Annotated in this window: 14 protein-coding genes; 3 read left to right on the plus strand and 11 right to left on the minus strand. The window is 52.7% G+C overall.

All coding sequences use genetic code 11. The annotated features are described in order from the left end of the window. The first annotated feature begins 7 nt into the window (after window positions 1-7). The 3 genes from MKQ68_RS09900 (at window position 8) to MKQ68_RS09910 (ending at window position 4,877) form a co-directional block, all read left to right on the plus strand. Complete coding sequence (locus MKQ68_RS09900; protein ID WP_264283150.1) at window positions 8-2,581, plus strand: cation-translocating P-type ATPase; 2,574 nt, start codon at window positions 8-10, stop codon at window positions 2,579-2,581. Between the two features lie 40 nt (window positions 2,582-2,621). Then, window positions 2,622-3,830 carry a GNAT family N-acetyltransferase gene (locus MKQ68_RS09905; protein ID WP_264283151.1) on the plus strand — a complete coding sequence of 403 codons (1,209 nt, stop codon included), beginning with the start codon at window positions 2,622-2,624 and terminating at the stop codon, window positions 3,828-3,830. A 66-nt stretch (window positions 3,831-3,896) separates the two neighbouring features. Further along, a complete protein-coding gene (locus MKQ68_RS09910; RefSeq protein WP_264283152.1) occupies window positions 3,897-4,877 on the plus strand; it encodes a family 43 glycosylhydrolase in 981 nt (326 codons plus the stop codon). On the opposite strand, the gene MKQ68_RS09915 is transcribed toward MKQ68_RS09910, so the two are convergent. The 11 genes from MKQ68_RS09915 to MKQ68_RS09965 all read right to left on the minus strand — a co-directional run bounded on the left by MKQ68_RS09915 (window position 4,874) and on the right by MKQ68_RS09965 (window position 19,201). Beyond that, window positions 4,874-5,245 carry a helix-turn-helix transcriptional regulator gene (locus tag MKQ68_RS09915; protein WP_244839136.1) on the minus strand — a complete coding sequence of 124 codons (372 nt, stop codon included), beginning with the start codon at window positions 5,243-5,245 and terminating at the stop codon, window positions 4,874-4,876. The two genes, MKQ68_RS09910 and MKQ68_RS09915, sit on opposite strands and share 4 nt — an antisense overlap. 23 nt (window positions 5,246-5,268) lie before the next feature. Continuing rightward, window positions 5,269-6,018, minus strand: a complete 750-nt coding sequence (locus MKQ68_RS09920) for a peptidase associated/transthyretin-like domain-containing protein (RefSeq protein ID WP_264283153.1) — start codon at window positions 6,016-6,018, stop codon at window positions 5,269-5,271. Between the two features lie 63 nt (window positions 6,019-6,081). Beyond that, window positions 6,082-7,242: an iron-containing alcohol dehydrogenase gene (locus tag MKQ68_RS09925; protein WP_264283154.1), complete on the minus strand. Its 1,161-nt coding sequence runs from the start codon at window positions 7,240-7,242 to the stop codon at window positions 6,082-6,084. 57 nt (window positions 7,243-7,299) lie between these two features. Beyond that, the gene (locus tag MKQ68_RS09930) at window positions 7,300-8,520 is read right to left on the minus strand and encodes an MFS transporter (protein ID WP_264283155.1); all 1,221 of its coding nucleotides are present in this window, start codon (window positions 8,518-8,520) and stop codon (window positions 7,300-7,302) included. A 13-nt stretch (window positions 8,521-8,533) separates the two neighbouring features. Further along, window positions 8,534-9,616 carry a galactose oxidase gene (locus MKQ68_RS09935; protein WP_264283156.1) on the minus strand — a complete coding sequence of 361 codons (1,083 nt, stop codon included), beginning with the start codon at window positions 9,614-9,616 and terminating at the stop codon, window positions 8,534-8,536. A 2-nt stretch (window positions 9,617-9,618) separates the two neighbouring features. Then, window positions 9,619-11,130 carry a LamG-like jellyroll fold domain-containing protein gene (locus MKQ68_RS09940; protein WP_264283157.1) on the minus strand — a complete coding sequence of 504 codons (1,512 nt, stop codon included), beginning with the start codon at window positions 11,128-11,130 and terminating at the stop codon, window positions 9,619-9,621. A 10-nt stretch (window positions 11,131-11,140) separates the two neighbouring features. Then, the gene (locus MKQ68_RS09945; RefSeq protein ID WP_264283158.1) at window positions 11,141-12,088 is read right to left on the minus strand and encodes a dihydrodipicolinate synthase family protein; all 948 of its coding nucleotides are present in this window, start codon (window positions 12,086-12,088) and stop codon (window positions 11,141-11,143) included. A gap of 6 nt (window positions 12,089-12,094) precedes the next feature. Continuing rightward, window positions 12,095-13,222, minus strand: a complete 1,128-nt coding sequence (locus MKQ68_RS09950; protein WP_264283159.1) for a sialidase family protein — start codon at window positions 13,220-13,222, stop codon at window positions 12,095-12,097. A 6-nt stretch (window positions 13,223-13,228) separates the two neighbouring features. Next, complete coding sequence (locus MKQ68_RS09955) at window positions 13,229-14,353, minus strand: sialidase family protein (RefSeq protein ID WP_264283160.1); 1,125 nt, start codon at window positions 14,351-14,353, stop codon at window positions 13,229-13,231. Window positions 14,354-14,369: 16 nt separating this feature from the next. Further along, a complete protein-coding gene (locus tag MKQ68_RS09960) occupies window positions 14,370-15,842 on the minus strand; it encodes a RagB/SusD family nutrient uptake outer membrane protein (protein ID WP_264283161.1) in 1,473 nt (490 codons plus the stop codon). A 5-nt stretch (window positions 15,843-15,847) separates the two neighbouring features. Next, the gene (locus tag MKQ68_RS09965) at window positions 15,848-19,201 is read right to left on the minus strand and encodes a SusC/RagA family TonB-linked outer membrane protein (RefSeq protein WP_264283162.1); all 3,354 of its coding nucleotides are present in this window, start codon (window positions 19,199-19,201) and stop codon (window positions 15,848-15,850) included. Between the last annotated feature and the right edge of the window lie 201 nt (window positions 19,202-19,402).

Consider the following 19,402-nt stretch of genomic DNA (forward strand, 5'->3'; position numbering starts at 1 on the left):
CATCACTATGAACTGGCACTATTCAGACACCGCCGCCGTTACTAAAGAATTAGCAACCGGCGATAAAGGACTTACGACAGACGAAGCCCGCAAAAGACTGGAACAATACGGATCCAACGCATTGGAAAGTAAAGGGCACAAGACCGCCTGGTCGATACTGATAGCCCAGTTCAAAGACCTGATGATCGTGATCCTTGCCGTAGCGGCTATCATCTCCGCTGTGGCAGGTGATCTTACCGATGCGATCATCATCCTCGTGATCGTGATACTCAATGCCCTGGTGGGTTTTATACAGGAATTCCGGGCAGAGAAAGCCATGGAAGCCCTTCAAAAGATGGCAGCCCCCAAAGCGCAGGTAATGCGTGATGGCAAAGCTACCCAGGTGGAGGCAGAGGAACTCGTGCCCGGGGATGTGGTATTACTTGAAGCCGGCGTAATTGTACCCGCCGACTTACGGCTCACGGAAACGCATGCACTCCGCATCGAAGAAGCGGCCCTCACCGGGGAAGCCGCCCCGGTAGATAAAACAGCCGATACACTTAAAGAAGAAGAGCCGCCATTGGGCGACCGGTTTAACATGGCATACAAAAGCGCTATGGTAACGAAAGGTCGCGGTACGGGCGTTGTAGTAGCTACGGGCATGAAAACCGAAGTAGGCAAGATCGCCGAAATGCTGCAAGGCAAAGAAGGCGAAACACCTTTACAAAAACGTATGGCCGACTTCGGACGAAAGCTGACTTACATTGTAGTGGGCATCTGCGTCGTGTTGTTCGGCCTGGGATTGTTACGGGGCGAATCGGTGGTAACGATGTTGCTGACAGCGACTTCCCTGGCAGTCGCCGCCATCCCCGAAGCGCTGCCTGCCCTTATCACGATCGCACTGGCACGTGGCGCATCCAGGCTCGTTACCAAAAATGCCCTGATCCGTAAACTGCCCGCGGTAGAAACACTGGGCTCTGTCAACTTCATCTGCACCGACAAAACCGGTACCCTCACGCAGAACCGTATGGAAGTGACAGACAGTTTGCCCGCCGACAAAGCCCCCGTACTCGGCAAAGACATTCCGCTCCTGTACGCCGCCATGGCGCTCAACCAGGACGCAAAAAAGAATGATAAGAACGAATGGACCGGGGATCCGACAGAGATCGCGCTGATCCGTTATGTAGTAGATAAGTATCCGGAGGAAGAAGTAAAAGCTATGCTGGACAAGTACCCACGTGTGGCCGAGCTGCCTTTCGATTCGGACCGTAAACGCATGAGTACCATTCACCAGTACGGTGATAAATACCTGCTGATCACGAAAGGTGCGGCAGAATCGCTGGAACCGCTGTTCTCCGACAAACAGGCGGTGGATATCATGAATGAAGCCAGCAACGACATGGCCACCAAGGGCATGCGGGTACTGGCTTACGGCTATCGCGAGCTGGATACGAAACCTGCGGAACAGCCCGACGAAAACGAATTAGAAAAGGACCTTCAATATGCAGGCATCACCGGCATGATCGATCCGCCGCGTGAAGAAGTGAAAGCTGCGATTGCGGAATGTAAAACCGCCGGCATACAACCGGTGATGATTACCGGCGACCACTTGCAAACAGCGGCGGCCATTGGCAGAGACATCGGGCTTTTGAAAGAGGATGATGAAGTAATTGCAGGCACCGACCTCGCCAAACTCAGTGAAGAAGAACTGGACCAGCGTGTAAAAAAGATCAAAGTGTATGCGAGGGTGTCGCCGGAGCAGAAACTGAATATTGTGAAATCGCTGCAACGGACAGGCAACTACGCGGCGATGACGGGCGACGGTGTGAATGACGCTCCTTCCCTGCGCGCTGCGAATATCGGTATTGCGATGGGCATCACCGGTACCGACGTGAGTAAGGAAGCAGCACATATGATCCTGCTGGATGATAACTTCGCGACGATCGTTCGTGCGGTAAGAGAAGGCCGTCGTATTTATGACAACATCCGAAAGTTTGTAAAATACATTATGACCTGTAACGGGGCGGAGATATGGACGTTCATTCTCGCACCGCTGATTGGTTTGCCCATCCCCCTGCAACCTGTACATATTCTTTGGATCAACCTGGTGACAGACGGGCTGCCCGGACTGGCACTGGCTACTGAGAAAGAAGAAAAGAATATCATGAAACGGCCGCCTGCCGATCCCAAAGAAAGCCTTTTTGCGCGCTCCAGCGGCATTCACATTATATGGGTGGGTTTGCTGATGACGGCCGTTACGCTGGGCACGCAGGCCTGGGCCATTCACATTGGCGATACGCACTGGCAAACCATGGTATTTACCGTACTTTCCTTATCGCAATTAGGACACGTAATGGCCATCCGAAGTGATGAGCTGATCATCACCCGCGGCGTATTCTCGAACCTGCCGCTGGTGGGCGCTGTGCTGCTTACATTCGGACTGCAAATGGCGGTGATATACCTGCCTCCCGCACAGGGTATCTTTAAAACGCAGCCGCTTACCTTGACGGAACTCGGCATTTGTATGGGCCTTTCGACGATCGTATTTATCGCGGTAGAGATCGAAAAGCTGATCAAACGTTTGCTGGTACGCAGGAAGTGAGTCGCCTGATTACTTACCTTTGGCCTGTAAATCCATTTGTATGCCCGAACACCTTGAACAACGCATCGCGGAAAACCATTACCAGTTATACTCGCTGCACGCCCTTAGCGCAGGCGGCGAAGTGTTCGAAAAAGAAGGCCTCCGCTGGACGCATGCCGGCACCGGGCACCAGGGCCGTATATTGTTTCCCACCATGGCGAACGACAGGGCCAGCGACCTGCTGAACGAGATGATGGTGAGTTACAGGCAGCAACCGCCTGATGGCATTGGCTGCTGGTCATTACAACCCGCCCCGGAACACCTCGGTGCACGCTTGCTGGCGAGGGGATTTCAGCCGGGCTGGCAGCCTTGCTGGATGTACCTTCCACTAAACGTCGCCTTATCTTCTTTCGACGCAAATCCTTCTCTTACAATTGTCGCCGATAATACGACTGATATTACACCGCTTACGGCACTGCCCTATGCAGATGCAGGTACGATGATATCGCCCCGGTTACTGGCCGCCTATCCCGACCGCGCACAACGTTTCCTGGCGAAGCTGAATGGCGAGATCGTCGGGCAGAGCGCGGTATTTTTCTCTGACGTAGCGGGCATTTACAACGTAGGCGTAATCCCTGCGTACCGCGGACAAGGCATTGGCAAAGCACTTACCATTGCCACTTGCGTGTATGCGCAGGAACAAGGCTACGATTATGCTACGTTGAACGCGTCGGATATGGGGCAGCCTGTGTACGAGCAGTTAGGTTTTAAGAAGCTTGGCGACGGGATGACCTGGTGGATGATCGGCTTTAAAGATGTGCCGCCGGAAGAAGTAGCATTTGCAGAAGCGGTTGCCTGCGGCCAGATCGACCGCCTGGACAGGCTCACACACGGCGACCTGGATAAACCCATTGCAAACGGCATGACGCTGGTAGAACTCGCAGCATACTGCCACCAACCGGATGCCGCAGAATGGCTGGTACGTAACGGCGCTGCCTACACGGTATTAAACGCCTGGGACCTCGGGTGGCTGGAGAAAGCGGCAGCAATGCTATCGGGCAGCCCGCAGGAAGTAAATCGCCTGTATACGGAGTTCCAATACACGCTGATGCACATCGCTGCACAGCGTAATGATGTAGGACTGGCAAAGCTGGTGATCCAGTTCAAACCAGACCTGACGATCGTAGACAGTATCCATTGCAGTAACGCGATGGGATGGGCGCAGTTCTTTAAGCGGAAAGAAATAGCCGGGATCATTGCCCAGGGCTGAAGTGTGCGACGCAACGGCGGCTGACCAGCGATTAGAAGATGACTAAATAATATCGTACATTCCGTTATGAAAAAGTTCCTCGTTTTAGCCGGCCTGCTGTTACATACGCTGATGGCCCTTCCGCAACAACGCACGTCTATTGACCCCGGTGGCGTTTGGCCCGACCAGCACGGCAATCATATTCAGGCCCATGGCGGCGGCATTATCAAGATAGGTAAAAGGTACTACTGGTATGGTGAGCAAAGGCGCCAGGGGCTTGACAGAGCACTGCGTTATGTAAGCTGCTACGAAAGTACGGACCTTACGAACTGGAAGTTTCTCGGCGATGCCTTGCAACAGCAGGATCCCGAAAACCTCGGCCCCAACTGGGTTTTAGAGCGTCCTAAAGTGTTCTATAATAAAAAGACGAAGAACTACGTGATGTACTTTCACCTCGATGATTCCAAGTACAAGTTTGCACGTGTAGGCGTAGCGGTAAGTAAGAAGCCCGAAGGACCGTTTAAGTACGTAAAGAGCTTTCGCCCGCTGGATAAGGAGAGCCGGGATATTGGTCAGTTCATTGATGATGATGGCACCCCCTACCTGGTGTTCGAAAGCCGTCCTACCAAAGGATTTTACATCGCAGGGCTATCAGCCGACTATATGGATGTAGTGAAAGAAGTGAGCTTTATTCAATCGCCGTTGGAAGGTGGCGCGATCGTACATTATAAAGGCCTGTATTACGCAATCGGCTCGGCGCTTACCGGCTGGAAACCTAACCCCAATAAATTCGCTACGGCTACTACCCTCGCGGGCCCCTGGAGTGAGTTCAAAGACATTGCACCGGTGGCTACCAATACTTACAGTTCCCAATCCACTATGCTGATCAAAGTAGAAGGCACGAAAAACACGACTGTCATCTACATGGGCGACCAATGGAAACCGGGCACACAATGGGACTCCCGTTACCTCTGGATGCCTGTAGAGATAGGCGACGGCAAATTATGGCTACCCGAACCTAAACCCTGGCAATTAAATATCAAAACCGGTGAATGGAAAGCGCTTTAAACGAGCGTTTTACGGAACTGTGAAGGCGTAATGCCTTCCTGCGACTTAAAGAATTTAGTGAAGTTGGAAGTGTCGAACGTGAGCTGCCTGGCCACATCGGCAATCGTACGGGACGGATCGGCCAGCATACGGCGGGCCTCGTCCATCACCCGCACTTCCATGTAATGGCAGGCGCTGTTGCCGGTGAACAGGCGGATGGTGTTGCTCAGGTGTACCGGGTGAATGAATAACTGCGCGGCAATGTCCTTCACATGCATCATGTCGTTCACACGGCCCGCCACGATATCATCGATATGCGCATTAACAGCGGCGATGTAGGCTTCGGTAATCTCCTGCTGACGGCTGATGTATTTCTTCGGCAACTTCATGGCCTAAATTTAAGCAAAAAGCATCAGGGCACGATGCGCGATGCCGGCTGTTCCCGCCGCCATATCCTGAGAAACTTCGCAGCTTCGTCTTTAATGTACTTGTAGTATTCATAATCCGAAGGAAAGGACAGTATCTGGTAGTAAGTCGGACGAAAATAGACCATGAACGAATCCAGGTCAGGAGAAGTAAGGCCTGTGATGCGTGACACCAGTCCTTTGTTGAAGCGGTGGCTCACATATTTATCACGCTCTTCCCGCTCGAGGTAGCGGCGGAAAGCCTCCATGCGTTTCATCTTTTTGATACTGAACAACAGGTCGAGATTAACCCCTACTCCATTCGCGCCGTTGGCGCCGCTGAGCCATTGCGGCTCGTATTCGAAGATCTTACGGTATTCGTTGCGGAACTCCATGGAATCCTGGCGATAACCTTTGTGCTGCACTTCTACCGTTTGCAGTACGTGCATGTCGATGTGCAGACTGATATCAAATGCGCGGCGGTGATTGATCTCCTTAACGGCGAACTTAGGTGTGGGTTTACCCTGGTAAGAAAAACTGAGGGAGTCATCGGTGGCCAGGCGAATGGTGTAGCGGCCCAACGAGTCAGTAATGGTACCCGTGCCGGAATTACTGCGCACACTCACACCTGCCACGCCTGCGCGGCCGGTGCGTTCGTACACCGTACCGTTTATCTGCACCTGCGCCACTGCTGCCAGCCTTAACACCGTAAAAAGGGTGAGCAATATCGTTAACCGGATCAAATTGGAAAGCCCCATTTCAGCACAATCTAACACAGGGGGCAAACATAAGCAAGCCGCCCCCAAATATTAACAAATCCTTTAGTAGCTCATTTCCACGATCTTTTGTACATCGGCGGGCGCTAATTTGCGATGCTCGCCCAGTCCCAGCCAGCCTCTTTCGGTAAAGCGGGCGGCGATCTTTTCGGCCGTACCGGCGTAATCTTCCGTGTATTCAGACAAGCGGGTGGCGATCTGTAAGGAGTGAAAGAAGGCTTCTGTTTTTTCAATAGCAGCCAGGGCAATGGCTTCGTCGCTGTCGCCGGTAAGTGCCCATACTCTCCTGCCGTATTGCGCGAGTTTTTCTTTTTTGGCAGAAAGGTTATAACGGTAATGGCTAGGTGCAATTACCGCCAGCGTACGCGCATGATCGATGCCATACAACGCCGTTAACTCATGCCCCATCATGTGTACGGCCCAGTCGCCCGGCACCCCTTTTTGAATGAGGCCGTTCAACGCCATAGTGCAACACCACATAAAGTTACCGGCAGCTTTGTAATCAGCCGGATTAGCCATGATTACCGGCGCTACTTCTACCAATGTTTGCAGGATACTTTCTGCAAAACGATCCTGCAGCAGGAAGCCCACCGGGTACGTCATGTATTGTTCGAGTACGTGCGTATAGGCATCTGTGATACCGTTCGCGATCTGGCGGGGAGGCACAGAGGCTACGACTTCCGGATCAAGAATAGAGAATACCGGGAACAAACCAGGGCCACCCATTGATAACTTTTCTTTGGTTTCCCTTCGGGAGATAACAGAGCCGGAATTCATTTCGGAACCTGTAGCGGGAAGAGTAAGTACCGTACCGAAAGGCAATCCCTTTTCGGTACGCAGCCTGTTGGCGAGAATGTCCCAGGGCTCTGCACCTTCGTACAATGCAGCAGCAGCGAGGAACTTCACCCCGTCGATCACGGAGCCGCCGCCAACGGCGAGCATATAAGTAATGTTTTCTTTTTTGATTACGTCAAGTGCTTCCAGCAGCACTTCATATTCAGGATTGGCCGGAATGCCGCCAAACTCCAGCAGCTCTACGTCTTTCAGCGCCGCCTTCACCTGGTCGTACACCCCGTTCTTTTTGATACTGCCGCCGCCGTATAACATCAACACCTTTGCGCCAGCGGGTATTTCGCCTGGTAATGCTGCAATCTGTCCTTTTCCAAATAAGATCTTCGTCGGGTTCTGAAGGGTAAAGTTTTGCATGGCTGTTATTTTTTATGGTAACAGCAAATGTAGGGGAATTGTTGGAGCCACGACCAATCAGGTAAGGCAATCCGTTGTTTTGGGCCTTAAAAACACCAGCAGCAGGCACACCGCAGCCAGTATCACCACTGACATCAGGGCAAAGTCCCGCCCAAGGTTGCCTGCATCGGTCGACTTGCCCAGCAGGTCGGTAATTAAAGCGCCGGAGAACACGCCGCCCATGTTCATGAGTCCGTAGGCAGTAGCACGGTGCCGCGGCGCCACGAACTGGCAAAGTATGGGCATATTGTTGGCATCGAACATCCCAAACCCAAAGCCGAAGCAAAATGCTGAGGCGACGAGATAACCAGTGGTAGTGCCTATCCCGAGCAGGAAGAGTGCAGGTACAGTTAGTGAGAGCCCGATCGCACTGGTGTATACACGCCCTTTTACGTTACGCTGCACCCAGCGGTCAGAAAGTAATCCGCCGGTGATAACGCCCATGAACGAGGATACCGCGATAGTGATCGTTGCAATCGGCCCCGCCTCTCCCATCGGTACATTCAGGCTGCCGGCAAATAAGGTAGGCAGCCAGTTTTTGATCGCCCAACCGGGAATACTCGGGATGGAGAAACACAGCCAGATGATCCAGAACGGCAGCAACATCACGAGTGCACGGAAACCTTTGAATACGGGCTGCTTTTCCACCTGTACAGGTTGAGCGTTACGCTTTTCGCGCAGGAACACGAGCAATACTGCGGCATACACCACTCCTACAATCCCAAACCAATGGAACGTGGCCTGCCAGGAGTAAGCCGCCGCAATCGTGGCGCCAAAGCCACCCAGCGCCTGCCCCATGTACAAGCCCGTCATATGAATGCCCACTGCGAGCGAGCGGGTATTCGGCGCATGATAATCTGCAATCAGCGACAACGCCGCCGGTATGTACAACGCTTCACTCACGCCCATGATCGCACGTAACCAGTACAACTGACTGAAATCGGTGGCGTAGCCCATCAGCAAGGTAACAGCCGACCAAACGAACAGACTGCCGACGATCAGGTGTTTACGATTGATACGATCAGCGATCATGCCCGAGAGTGGCGACATCAGTCCGTATATCCACAGAAAGATGGCCATCAGCCTGCCGAAGTTTGTAGCGCTTTGCAGCTCCTGTATATCCACCTGTATAGATGGCCGCATGGTCGACAGCATTTGCCGGTCGAGGTAGTTGAGCAGGGCCACGCCCCACAGCATTGCCACCACCAGCCAGGGGTAATATTTTGCGTTCTTCATCATGTTCAAGATACCATTAATGTTGATACGTGGCGGCCAGCACATTCGGCGTGCGGGTGCCGGGGCGTACTTCGCCGCCTGGAAATACGAGCAGCCCGTTCCAGTAAGCAAACGTAGTTGTAACTGGCGCCAATATGCTGTTATTCGGCGCACTTACTGCATCCGCTGCTTTGCGGGTGAATACATCGCCCGCTTTGCGCCAGTCGTTACGCTGCGCATCATATGCTATGATCATTTCCGAAAAGCCCGGATGTCTTTCTTTCAGCACACTGGCACTGTCTGCATCACGGCCGCTGTCACCCCCAAAGATGAATAATTCGCTGCCATTATTCCAGGCAGGCGAAGGGGCGGCAACGGTGGATACGGGCAAATCACTGCAAGACTGCCAGCCGGCACCGGGCCGGTAGCGGTAGGCGTCTTTCAGATAGGTACGTTTGCCTTCATGCAAGTGGGCCCCGCTGAACAGGTAAAAGTCTTTACCGATAGCGCCGGCGACACCCAACATACGCGACGGACCAGGCCAGGTGGGCAGTTGTTGCCAGGCCATAGGATTTCGTAAGTCCAGCATGTAAAAGTCACCCGCACTTTCTGCAGAACCCGGAAGATGTAAGCCACCGGCCACATAGATACAGCTGTCCGCCAACGCACCGCAGGTATTCGCGAGCGGCACGGGCAGTGAAGGCAATGTATCCATCAGTAATTGTCCCTGCTCCCATCGAAGGCGAAATACATCTGCATAATGCCCGTTTTCATTACTGCCGCCAATGCAGATCAGCCCTTCTTTCGTGGCGACTGATACGCCGTAGCCGAGTGCGCGAGGTAACTTCCCGGCTTCTTTCCAGGCGCCGTCTGGTTTCTCCAGCACGAATACCTTATCATACCAGGTCTTTTTACCACCGTTCCAGGGCGTACGGCCATCCGGGAAGTTAGCACCACCTGCCACGAGCAAAACCTCGCCCGCAGCGCCTGCAAAGGAGCCGGCAAAGCCAGTGCTGTCGGGCACGGCGGGCAAGGTATTCCATTCAAACCCGGTTTGAACGCCGGGCGCACAACTATCTGCCATACAAAGAATCAATATTAAATAAAGCAGTTGCTTCATTGCTATAAGTTAAACAAAGCCAGTACCTCCGCGGGCGTCAATGCCCGGCGGTAAATCAACAGGTCGTCGATGTTACCGTTATAGAAGTTGGAATTAGCCGTAGCCCCTTCCTGGAACCCGATCTTAAAGTCCTGGTCGTTCGACACATTCTTTAAACCGTTGGCCGTAGCACCGCCACGCCTGGTTCCATCAATGTAAACGGTAGTCGCCGTACCCTCGCGCACACAAACCACCTGGTGCCATGCCCCGTCAGACAACCTGCCGACGGCGGCAGCCAGGTTCACGAAAGTAGAACCGGTATTGTCTTCCACATCAAAGCGGGTAATGCGGTCGGTAGCGTTGTCGCCAATGCGTATCCAGGTTTGATTATCGTTCGTACCGGTTTTGCCCGACTCCTGCCAGATCATCATACGGGCGGCGGACGAAGTTTTCACCCAACATGCAATCGTAAAATTGCCCGTACCAAAATTCGTCGCCGCATGGTTGGCCGCAATCACGCCGGATGCACCATTGAAGGTAGCAGTATGACCTGCAATGCCCCACCGGTCGGCCTCTCCGAAGCTTACACCGCCGCCAACGGTGCTGGTAGCAATCGCGTCCGGACCAATATCTGCATGGTTACCGTTAAAGGAGAAGAATGCTGCCAGGTCTGCAGCAGGTGCCACGAACAGGAAGTTCTCTTTCTCTTTGACGGAAGAATTGTAAGGGTTTGTCACCTTTAACGATACTTTGTACCGGCCGGGCAGCATAAGTTTCACCACGGGGTGCTGTGCTGTTGAGGTATGTGTTTCCGGACCGGTAATATTCCACTCCCAGGTGTTTACATTACCCACCGACATATCTCTCAAAGCTACTTCTCCGCCCGCGTAGGTAGCCGCCTGCACCGCACCAAAGTCCGCATTGATAGCGGCTGCGTCCAGTATGCGGATAAAGCTGGTCTTCGTCACTTTATCGGAGTACTGGGGATTGGAGGCTGTAAGTGTTACATCATAATAGCCGGTATCTGTAAACACGAGCGATGGATGTTGCAGGTTAGAACGCACGGTAGCACCGCCTTTCACCGGTACAAACTCCCATTCCCAACTGGTGGGTTTACCGGTACTGGTGTCGCGGAAGGAAGCCGTTTCGTTGGTGAAATACACGTCGGCCTTCTTTGAAAAGTCGGCCTTTACGCGATTGTAGTCCACTTTAATGTACTCGGTTTTCGTGAGTGTTTTGCTGGTGAACTTGTTCATCACTTCTAACGTCACTTCATACACGCCGGGCGTATCGTAACGCACCGTAGGGCTGGACAAAACAGAGCTGGACGGCGTACCGCCTTTGAAGGTCCACTTCCATTTATTGACATATCCGGTAGAGAAGTCTTTAAACCTGATACTGTCGCCGGCGCTGATCTCTTCCCGTTCTCCTTCGAACACTACTTCCCTGATAACGGTATCGCCGGACTGTCCTTCTTCTTTATTACAGGCCCAAAAACCAAAGGCGGTGAGGATGAGAAAGCAATATTTTTTCATGGTATTGTGTTTATGACGGCTGTCCGGCCACGACGCCGTTAGCGGGCGACGTTACCGCGTGCAGCACGGACGTGAAATTTATTTCATCAAGGTAGGTGTGAATTTCCTGCACTTCTTTATCGCCCAACGTGGTGAGCGGCAGGCGGCACGGACCGAGGTCGATGCCCATGATTTTCATGATCGCTTTCTGAGCCGGGATAGGTGAATACTTCGGCAGGCACTGGATCATCTTTACGGCCTGGTATTGCAACTGGCGGGCCTCGGTAAGCCGGCCTTCACGGAAGTGTTCCATCACTTTCAAATACAATGGAGCCGCAAAAGTATAAGTGCTGCCGATCGCTCCTTCCGCACCAACGGCCAGTGCAGGCAACAGCAGTTCATCATACCCGAACAGAATGTCGAACTTGCCGTCTTTATAATTCAGGCAGGCCTGGTATTCATGAATCGTGGCAGATGTATACTTAATTCCCGCAAGATTGGGAATACGCTCTTCCGCCATCTGCAGGAAGTCGAGTGGGTCTACTGCCACGCCGGTAATCACCGGGATGTGATAATAGTAAAAAGGCATTGCGGGAGCGGCAGATGCAATTTGCGCCATACAATCCACCAGGTTGCGCGCAGACGATGGCTTAAAGTAGAATGCTGCTACTGCGGAAATAGCATCTGCGCCGATTTGCTGTGCATGTGCCGCCAGCTTCCGTGCTTCCGCTATCGAAGGATGACCAACGTGTACCAGTACGAGGCAACGTTTGTTCACGGCCTTCACATAGGCTTCCGCGATAGTCATGCGCTCTTCTATCGTGAGATTCGGGCCTTCGCCGTTCGTGCCGCAGATAAATACACCGCGAACGCCATCGCCGATCAGTTTGTCTACCAGTGTGGGGATCAATGAAAGGTTTAATGAACCATCTTCGTTGAAAGTGCTGAACGTTGCAGCAACCAATCCTTTTATTCTCATGTTCTTTTATTTACTTAAGCTGGATATGTTGATCTTTTTCAGCACCAGGCTGTAATTGAAGCCCTTGTTGTTATTGGTATTCGTTTCGTACAGGCAGTACACGTCACCATTCTTCCCTACGGCGATATCGCTGTAACCGGCAGCGCTGCTGTCCAGCACATGATTCACCGGCCAGGTTTCACCATTATCGAAAGATAGTTTGGCACTGAGGTTACGACGGGGCGTTTTAGCGATATGACGACTGTCGGGATTGATAAACACCAGCGCCGGGCGTTTACCCACTTTTACCGCAGCGATGGGCGCCATACAGGTTGGATCAAACAGCTCATCCGCAAACCTCGGAGGGCTCCAGTTGCTGATGCCGTCGTTACTGATACTAAAGGCGCGTCGCTTCACCGGAGATGGATTACGAATGCTCATCAGCACACGGCCATCGGGCAGTTCCACAGGCATGCTTTCATTGGGATTTGAGATGCTGGCGGAACTGTCGGCGACAATGGCACCACGCTTCCAGGTTTTACCGAGATCGTCGCTATAGATGGTGGCTACGCAGGATGGTGCATGGCTTCTGCGTGGCGTAACCTTAGCGGAGTTGGCAAGCCATATGGCAGCGAGCAATCTTCCGTTCTTTAGCTGGATGCCGTGGCCCGGACCGGGCGCCAGCACTTTCCAGTTATACTCCGGCTTAAATTCGTTGTATACATTCGTAATGTCCACCGGGGCCGACCAGCTGCGCCCTTCATCTTTGGAGAAGATGTAAAACGCCTGTGCATAGTCCTTTTGGTACAACAGGTGTACGGTACCTTGTGCATCCACGATCGGCACCGGGTTACCCACGGGTGCCTGCTTCATGCTATCCAGTAACTGTACGGGCAGCCAGGTTTTTCCGCCATCCGTGCTGCGGCGCAGTGACAGATGCATATCTGCCCAATCGCTCGCGTTGCCGATGCGCGCTTCACAAAATGCGAGCAACGTGTTACCAGGCGTTATCGCCAGTGCGGGAATACGCATCGATGCATAAATGCCACCCGGCTCAAATACCACTGTGTAAGGGGAAGCCACCGACTGCTGCGACTGGCGGGCAGTATGACAGCCAGCGCAACCGATCATCAGTATCCATAATAATCTTCTCATGCCTCACTATTTAATGTTGGCAATCGCCACTGATTTAAATGCAATACCGTTCGTATACTTCGCCACGCCTGCTTCATACAGCAACCCGATGTGTGTACCCGACAGCTGGACCAGGTCGGAGTAACCGGCCGGACCGTCGAATACTATGTTCTTTTTGTCCCACTTTGCGCCCTCGTCTGTACTCAGTTTGATCGTCATGGTTCTGCGCGTCGTGGCTGCCGGGTTTGAAAAGAACAATTGCAAACTGCCACCGATAGTGGCCGACAGCAAACTGCCCTGGCAAACCGGATCGATGAGTTGCGGCTCATTGTAAGGCGTACTCCAGGTAATACCGCCGTCGGTGCTGGTGCTTGACATGCGCAGGTTCTCGTTGTTCCCAACACGCATGTTCAGCAATAACTTACCCCCGGAAAGCTCGGCCACCGTGCTTTCGTTCGGATTAACACCCTCCACTGTAGGAACGATGCCGCCGAGCTGCCAGGTAACACCTGCATCATCAGAATAAATCACGTGCGAATTACCACGGCGGCCAGCGCCTACTTCAATGTAATCGCAAGGTGCGATCATACGTCCGGCTGCAGTTTGTATGCCATGACAAGGACCAGTTGCATACCAGCCCCAACCAGCTTTCTTCACACTGGAAGTAATTTCTTTCACCGGCTCCCAGCTCACACCATCGTTGGAGGAAGAGGTGAGGTAAACGCGGCGTGTATCTTTACTTGTTCCGGCGTTAATGGTGCCGATAGCGTCGTCGCCACGGTTCCAGGTCATCAGCAGCACTATTTTGCCGGTGTTGCGATCAACAATAGGCACAGGGTTGCCACAGGTATTTTCTGCATCGCTCCATACCACGCTTAACTTGCTCCAGGTCTTACCCGTATCGAGTGATCGTTTTAACACGAGGTCAATATCATCTTCGTCGCCACAGCCATTCTTACGCCCCTCGGCAAAAGCGAGCAGCGTGCCCGATTTGGTCATTACGATGGCGGGAATACGAAAGCAGCTATAGCCGTCGCCGCCCTGTTGAAATACGTAGGACAATACCGAGCCAGGCGGCTCCAGTTTTGGATAGATGCGTTCCGAATTATCATCGTTACACGCCATCATGAATGCGAGTAAGGGAAGCAGCATTTTTATGGATTTGATATTAATAGCCATCTGTCTGATCAATGTTTGGATTGTTAGCGATCACCGTACTGTTCACGGGCCAGAACAGCGGCGTTGTTTTACCTGCCAGGTTAGGCACATACTTGTATACGTCGATCGTGCCGCCTCTATGGAACCGCACCAGGTCGAACCAGCGCTTGTTTTCGAAGAACAGTTCACGACCGCGCTCGTCCAGTATTTCGCGTTCGATAGCGGGTTTCGTGACTGCACCTGCGTAACGGCCGGTGCCTGCGCGCAGCCTTACTGTATCGAGATATTTAACGCTGTTGGTCAGGTCATTCAGTGCGGCATACGCTTCCGCTTTCATCAAGAACACATCGGCGAGTCGGTATACGAGCAGGTCGTTATCGGGAATGCGGTCGTCGCTGTACTTGGTACCGGGGTATTTCGTGATCCAGGATACGCGCTGTGCGGCGCCCTGCATCTCCACTACCCAGGTGTACGGAATGCGTTTATCCGCTGCATTCGTGAACAACGATTTAGATAAAGGACTGATCTGGTAAGCACCCTGCGCGTTGCCGGACGATACTGCATAAGGGAGTTTGTCGAGGTTGGTGGCACCCTGCACGATGGACAGAAATGGCAATGCATTTTTTGCATAGTTGCCTCCCGGTGTTTCGTCACGCTGGTAGTAGGCAGCCATCAGCACTTCTTTATTGGAAGATGCGCGGGTACCCGTTACGGCGGCGAAGTCTTCGTTCAGGCTAAGACCCGTCGTTTCCACTTCATTGATGGCGGTGATAGCCTGTTGCAGGCTGGCATCGCCGCCACCGTTTACTTTCGCACTCCATAGCAACACATCCGCCTTCATCGCCTGTACCGAACCATAAGCGAAACGGTACTTCGACGGATAACTGCTGCGTACGAAGTTGTCCATACTCGTATACTGTTCGAGCGACGCGTCAATATCCGCCAGTATTTGCGTTACCACATCCGCCGCCGGGGAACGGGGCAGTTGCGGTACATTGTCGTTTACCACCGCTTCCAGCATAATCGGCGCATCGCCGATCACACGTACGAGGTGAAAGTAAAAGAACGCCCGCAGTGCGTAAGTCTCTGCCACAATCTTCTTTTTCAGGTCAGGGTTAGCACTGAAAGAGAAGCCCTTTATTTTCTCCAGCAGCAGGTTACAGTGACCGATGCCCCTGTACCATTCAGCATAGTTGAGCGCGCCGGAAGAGGGCGACAGCGTGTGTGACCAGGCCACGGTAAAGCGGGAGTTAGAGGCTGAAATCAGTTCCTCGCCCCTTTCCATTCCATAAGTATTGTTATTTACCAGGCTGCGTAACACGGTATATATACCGACTACATTGGGTTCAAAATCGCTTTCGTTTTTAAAGAATACCTGTTCGGTAATGTTCGACTGCGGCTCTACTTCCAGTATTGCATCGCAACTGGGAAAGCTGAAGGCCATCACGGCCAGGCAGCCTATTTTTATCATCCATCCTTTCATAATAATCAGAATTTCAGGTTAGCACCAAGTGAAAACTGCCGGGGTCTTGGATAACCACCGGGATCGAAACCGCTGTAGATTTCCGGGTTCAGGCCTTTGTATGCGGTGAGGTAGCCAACATTGTACACGCTCGCGAATACACTCAGCCCGGATGAGCGGAAGGTTTTGGTAATATCACGCGGTACGTCGTACGTAAGCGTGATCTCGCGCAGGGCCAGGAAATCGCCTTTTTCGTACATCACCGATACGTCCGAGTTATAGCTGCTGTTGTTACCGAGTGATCCGTTACGCAGATAGTTGCGCTGCCCGAAGTCATAGTCGGAGAAGGAGAAGCGAGCATACTTCCTGCCTGCATCGCCCTGGTTCTTCCACACATCTGCCGCCAATGCCTGTGCAGGCGCGCCTTCGTTAAAGGCCCTGGCCTGTCCCATAGAGCGGGCAAGTGCGCCATTACTGATCAGGTGACCAATGGCATAATCGGCATTCACCCGCAGGGAGAAACCTTTATAGCTGAACGTATTCTGGATACCGCCGATCTTATCGGGGTTACGGTAGCCCATAAACACCTGGTCTTTCGAGTCGATCACCCCGTCGCTGTTCACATCTTCGAAAATGAAGTCGCCGCCACGTTTACCTACAATGATACCCTGTGGGGATGCCATGTTATCCTTCACACGGCTGTTCCACTCGGCAGCTTCTGCATCGGTAGCGAATACGCCCAGTACGTTGTATGCCCAGATGCCGTAAGGACGTTCACCCTCTGCCAGTCCGCCCGCACGTATTTCCTTGCCGGTCTTTTTGTCGAATATGATATCGCCGCCCTGCCTGTTCTTTTCCCGGCCATTGTCGGGTAGTTGAGTTATGACTGTGCGGTTGAACGCAAAAGACAGGTTCATGTCCCAGTTGAAGTGTTTCGTACGCACTACCGATCCACCCAGCGCCACTTCTATACCGCGGTTGCGCAATGCACCATTGTTGTAAGTGATGGAAGTGAACGGCGCCTCCGATGGCAGTGGTTTAGAGGTGAGCCTGTCTTTAGTCAGCTTATTATAAAAGTCTACCGAAAGATTCAACCTGTTTTTGAGAAAACTAGCTTCGATCGCCACGTCTGTCGTATTAGTTGCTTCCCAACGCAGGCGCTGGTTGGCCAGGCCAGAGCGGAGAATGCCAGGGTACATGGCATAACCTACCGCACTATACTCGCCGTAGGTATCCGATAAACTGAGATCGCTGGCACCGGTCCCACCCCAGCTCGCGCGTATCTTAAGGCCGCTCACCGTATTATTGCGTGGCCAGAAGTCTTCATTATCGATATTCCACCCGGCGGATACCGACGGGAAGAACGCGTATTTATAGTCCGGCGCAAAGTTCGAGAACCCATCGTAACGTAAGCTACCGCCCAGCAGGTATTTCATCTTGTAATCGTAACTGAACTGCCCGAACATACTGGCTGTGCGTCTTTCTCCGAGGTTGGTTGCAAAGTCGCCAACGTTGGAAAACACAGAACCATTGATCACCGTGGTAGGCGGCTCATTAATCGTGTAGATGTAGTCATTGGTAGCACGCTGCGAACCCATATCCTTTACGTGGTTCCTGTTCTGCGTGTAGTTAACCCCGGCCAGTGCCATGATGTGATGATCCTGCGCAACCGTCAAGTCATACTGCAGCACGGCGTCGATCATCAGCTGCCTGGAGTTATTTGTATAATCGTCCTTCCAGCGCTGCATGGACGGCTGAATCTCATCTGAAGGCGTAGCCTTGCGCATAAACAATTCCGTATAGTCGTCGATGAGGTACGACACCGCCGGCCTGAAATGTAAGCCCTTCACGATCGTCCAGTCGGCCGCGGCGCGTGTTACCAGGCGCTCCGTCTTCGTACGCATGTCGTCGTACTTAAGCGTGTGGAAGCGGTTACGTACCGTGTACAATTCGCCCGGAGTTGGATTACCATCATCTTTAAAAAGGCGGATGAGCGGCGTGATACGGATCGCTCTCACCAGGTCATTCTGGTAAGCATCCACATAGTTCGGCTGCACGTTCTGGAAGTTCAGCATGAAGTCGAGCCGCAGTTTATCCGACGCCTGGAAACCAAAGTTGCCAAGCGCGTTGAAACGGCGATACTTTGTGCCCACCAGCACCCCCTTCTGGTTGGTGTAACCCATGGAAAAGTTGTAGTCAGCTTTATCAGTACCACCGTTGATGGTGAAATTGTCGGTATTACTCACACCCGTGTTCCAAAGCCGGTCCTGGTACTGGTTGTCGGCATAGAGCAGTTTAGTCCCCGGGTTGATAGGATCATCCATCACCCGCCAGCCGCGGTTCAGCAGGCCGTCTACATACTCCTGCCCTTCTACCTGCAGAATGTTGTCGTACAGGGCCGTCAGGTAAACGCTTTTGCCGTAATCACCCGGTCTTGTGAAGATGCGGGTACCGGCAGAAAAGCCTGCATTGTATAACAGGTTGTTTTTGTCGATAGCGTCTGATGTGTTGGAAACAGTGATACGAGCCAGGCGAAGATATTCTTCGGCAGAAAGGTAATCGTAGTCCCGTGCCTGCGTTTCCCATGTCGTGCGGTGACTGAGTGTGATCGTCGATTTGGTATTGAGGCGACCTTTCTTCGTTCTGATAACGATGGCCCCATTTGCTGCGCGGGCACCGTAAATCGCGGTGGATGCCGCGTCTTTCATCACCTGCAGCGACTCAATGTCGTCTGGGTTTACGTCGTTCATAGAACGCATCACCCCATCTACGATCACCAGTGGCGCACTGCCGTCGGCCGATCCAACAGACGCGCCGTTGTTGTTACCGAGGCCCGAGCCGTACACGTTCGGTTTTGTACCACCGCGTATCACAATGTTGGTAGCGCCAATACCGGGCTGCCCCTGCGTGATGGGAATTGAAACGCCTGCGATCTTACCCTGCAATGCCTGCACCGGGTTCGGATTCGGGTTGTTCTTCAGTTCTGCTACATCCAGTTTGGAAATAGCGGCCGTGTTCTTTTTGCTGGTTTGTTCCGTGTAACCCACGATCAGTATCTCTCCTAATTGAGAAGAGGAGGACGATAATAATATATTATGCGTCGCCTGGTTGCTGACGGCTACTTCCTGCTGGGTGTAGTTCAGCATGCGGAACAGGAGGCTTTCGTTGCCGGAAGTAAGTTTTAAGGTATAGCGACCATCAGGACCGGTGATGGTACCCACAGTGGGTTTGCCTTTTACGGAGACGGTTACCCCGATGAGCACTTCCTGGCTGGAGGAGTCGCGCACAATACCCGATACCGTAAAGCCGGCGTCCTGGCTGTAGGCTTGCTGTACCCCTGACAGGAGTAAAAGAGCGCAGCAAATTCTAAAAAGGATCATTTGTGTCAGTTGATAAGTTATACAATGATGTTTTGCGGATGACCTGTGTTTTGGTACTGCTGTTTAATTTCCATAACAAGCGGCAGTTGCGAAAATAAGCTGCCTGCAACCAATAGTCGCCTATCATGGGACGTGGTATTCATAACGTGATGCATTTAGTAGTTATGTTCTACATAATAAATGTAGACATGTTTCTTAAGA

The organism is Chitinophaga horti (assembly GCF_022867795.2).
Lineage (GTDB): Bacteria > Bacteroidota > Bacteroidia > Chitinophagales > Chitinophagaceae > Chitinophaga > Chitinophaga horti.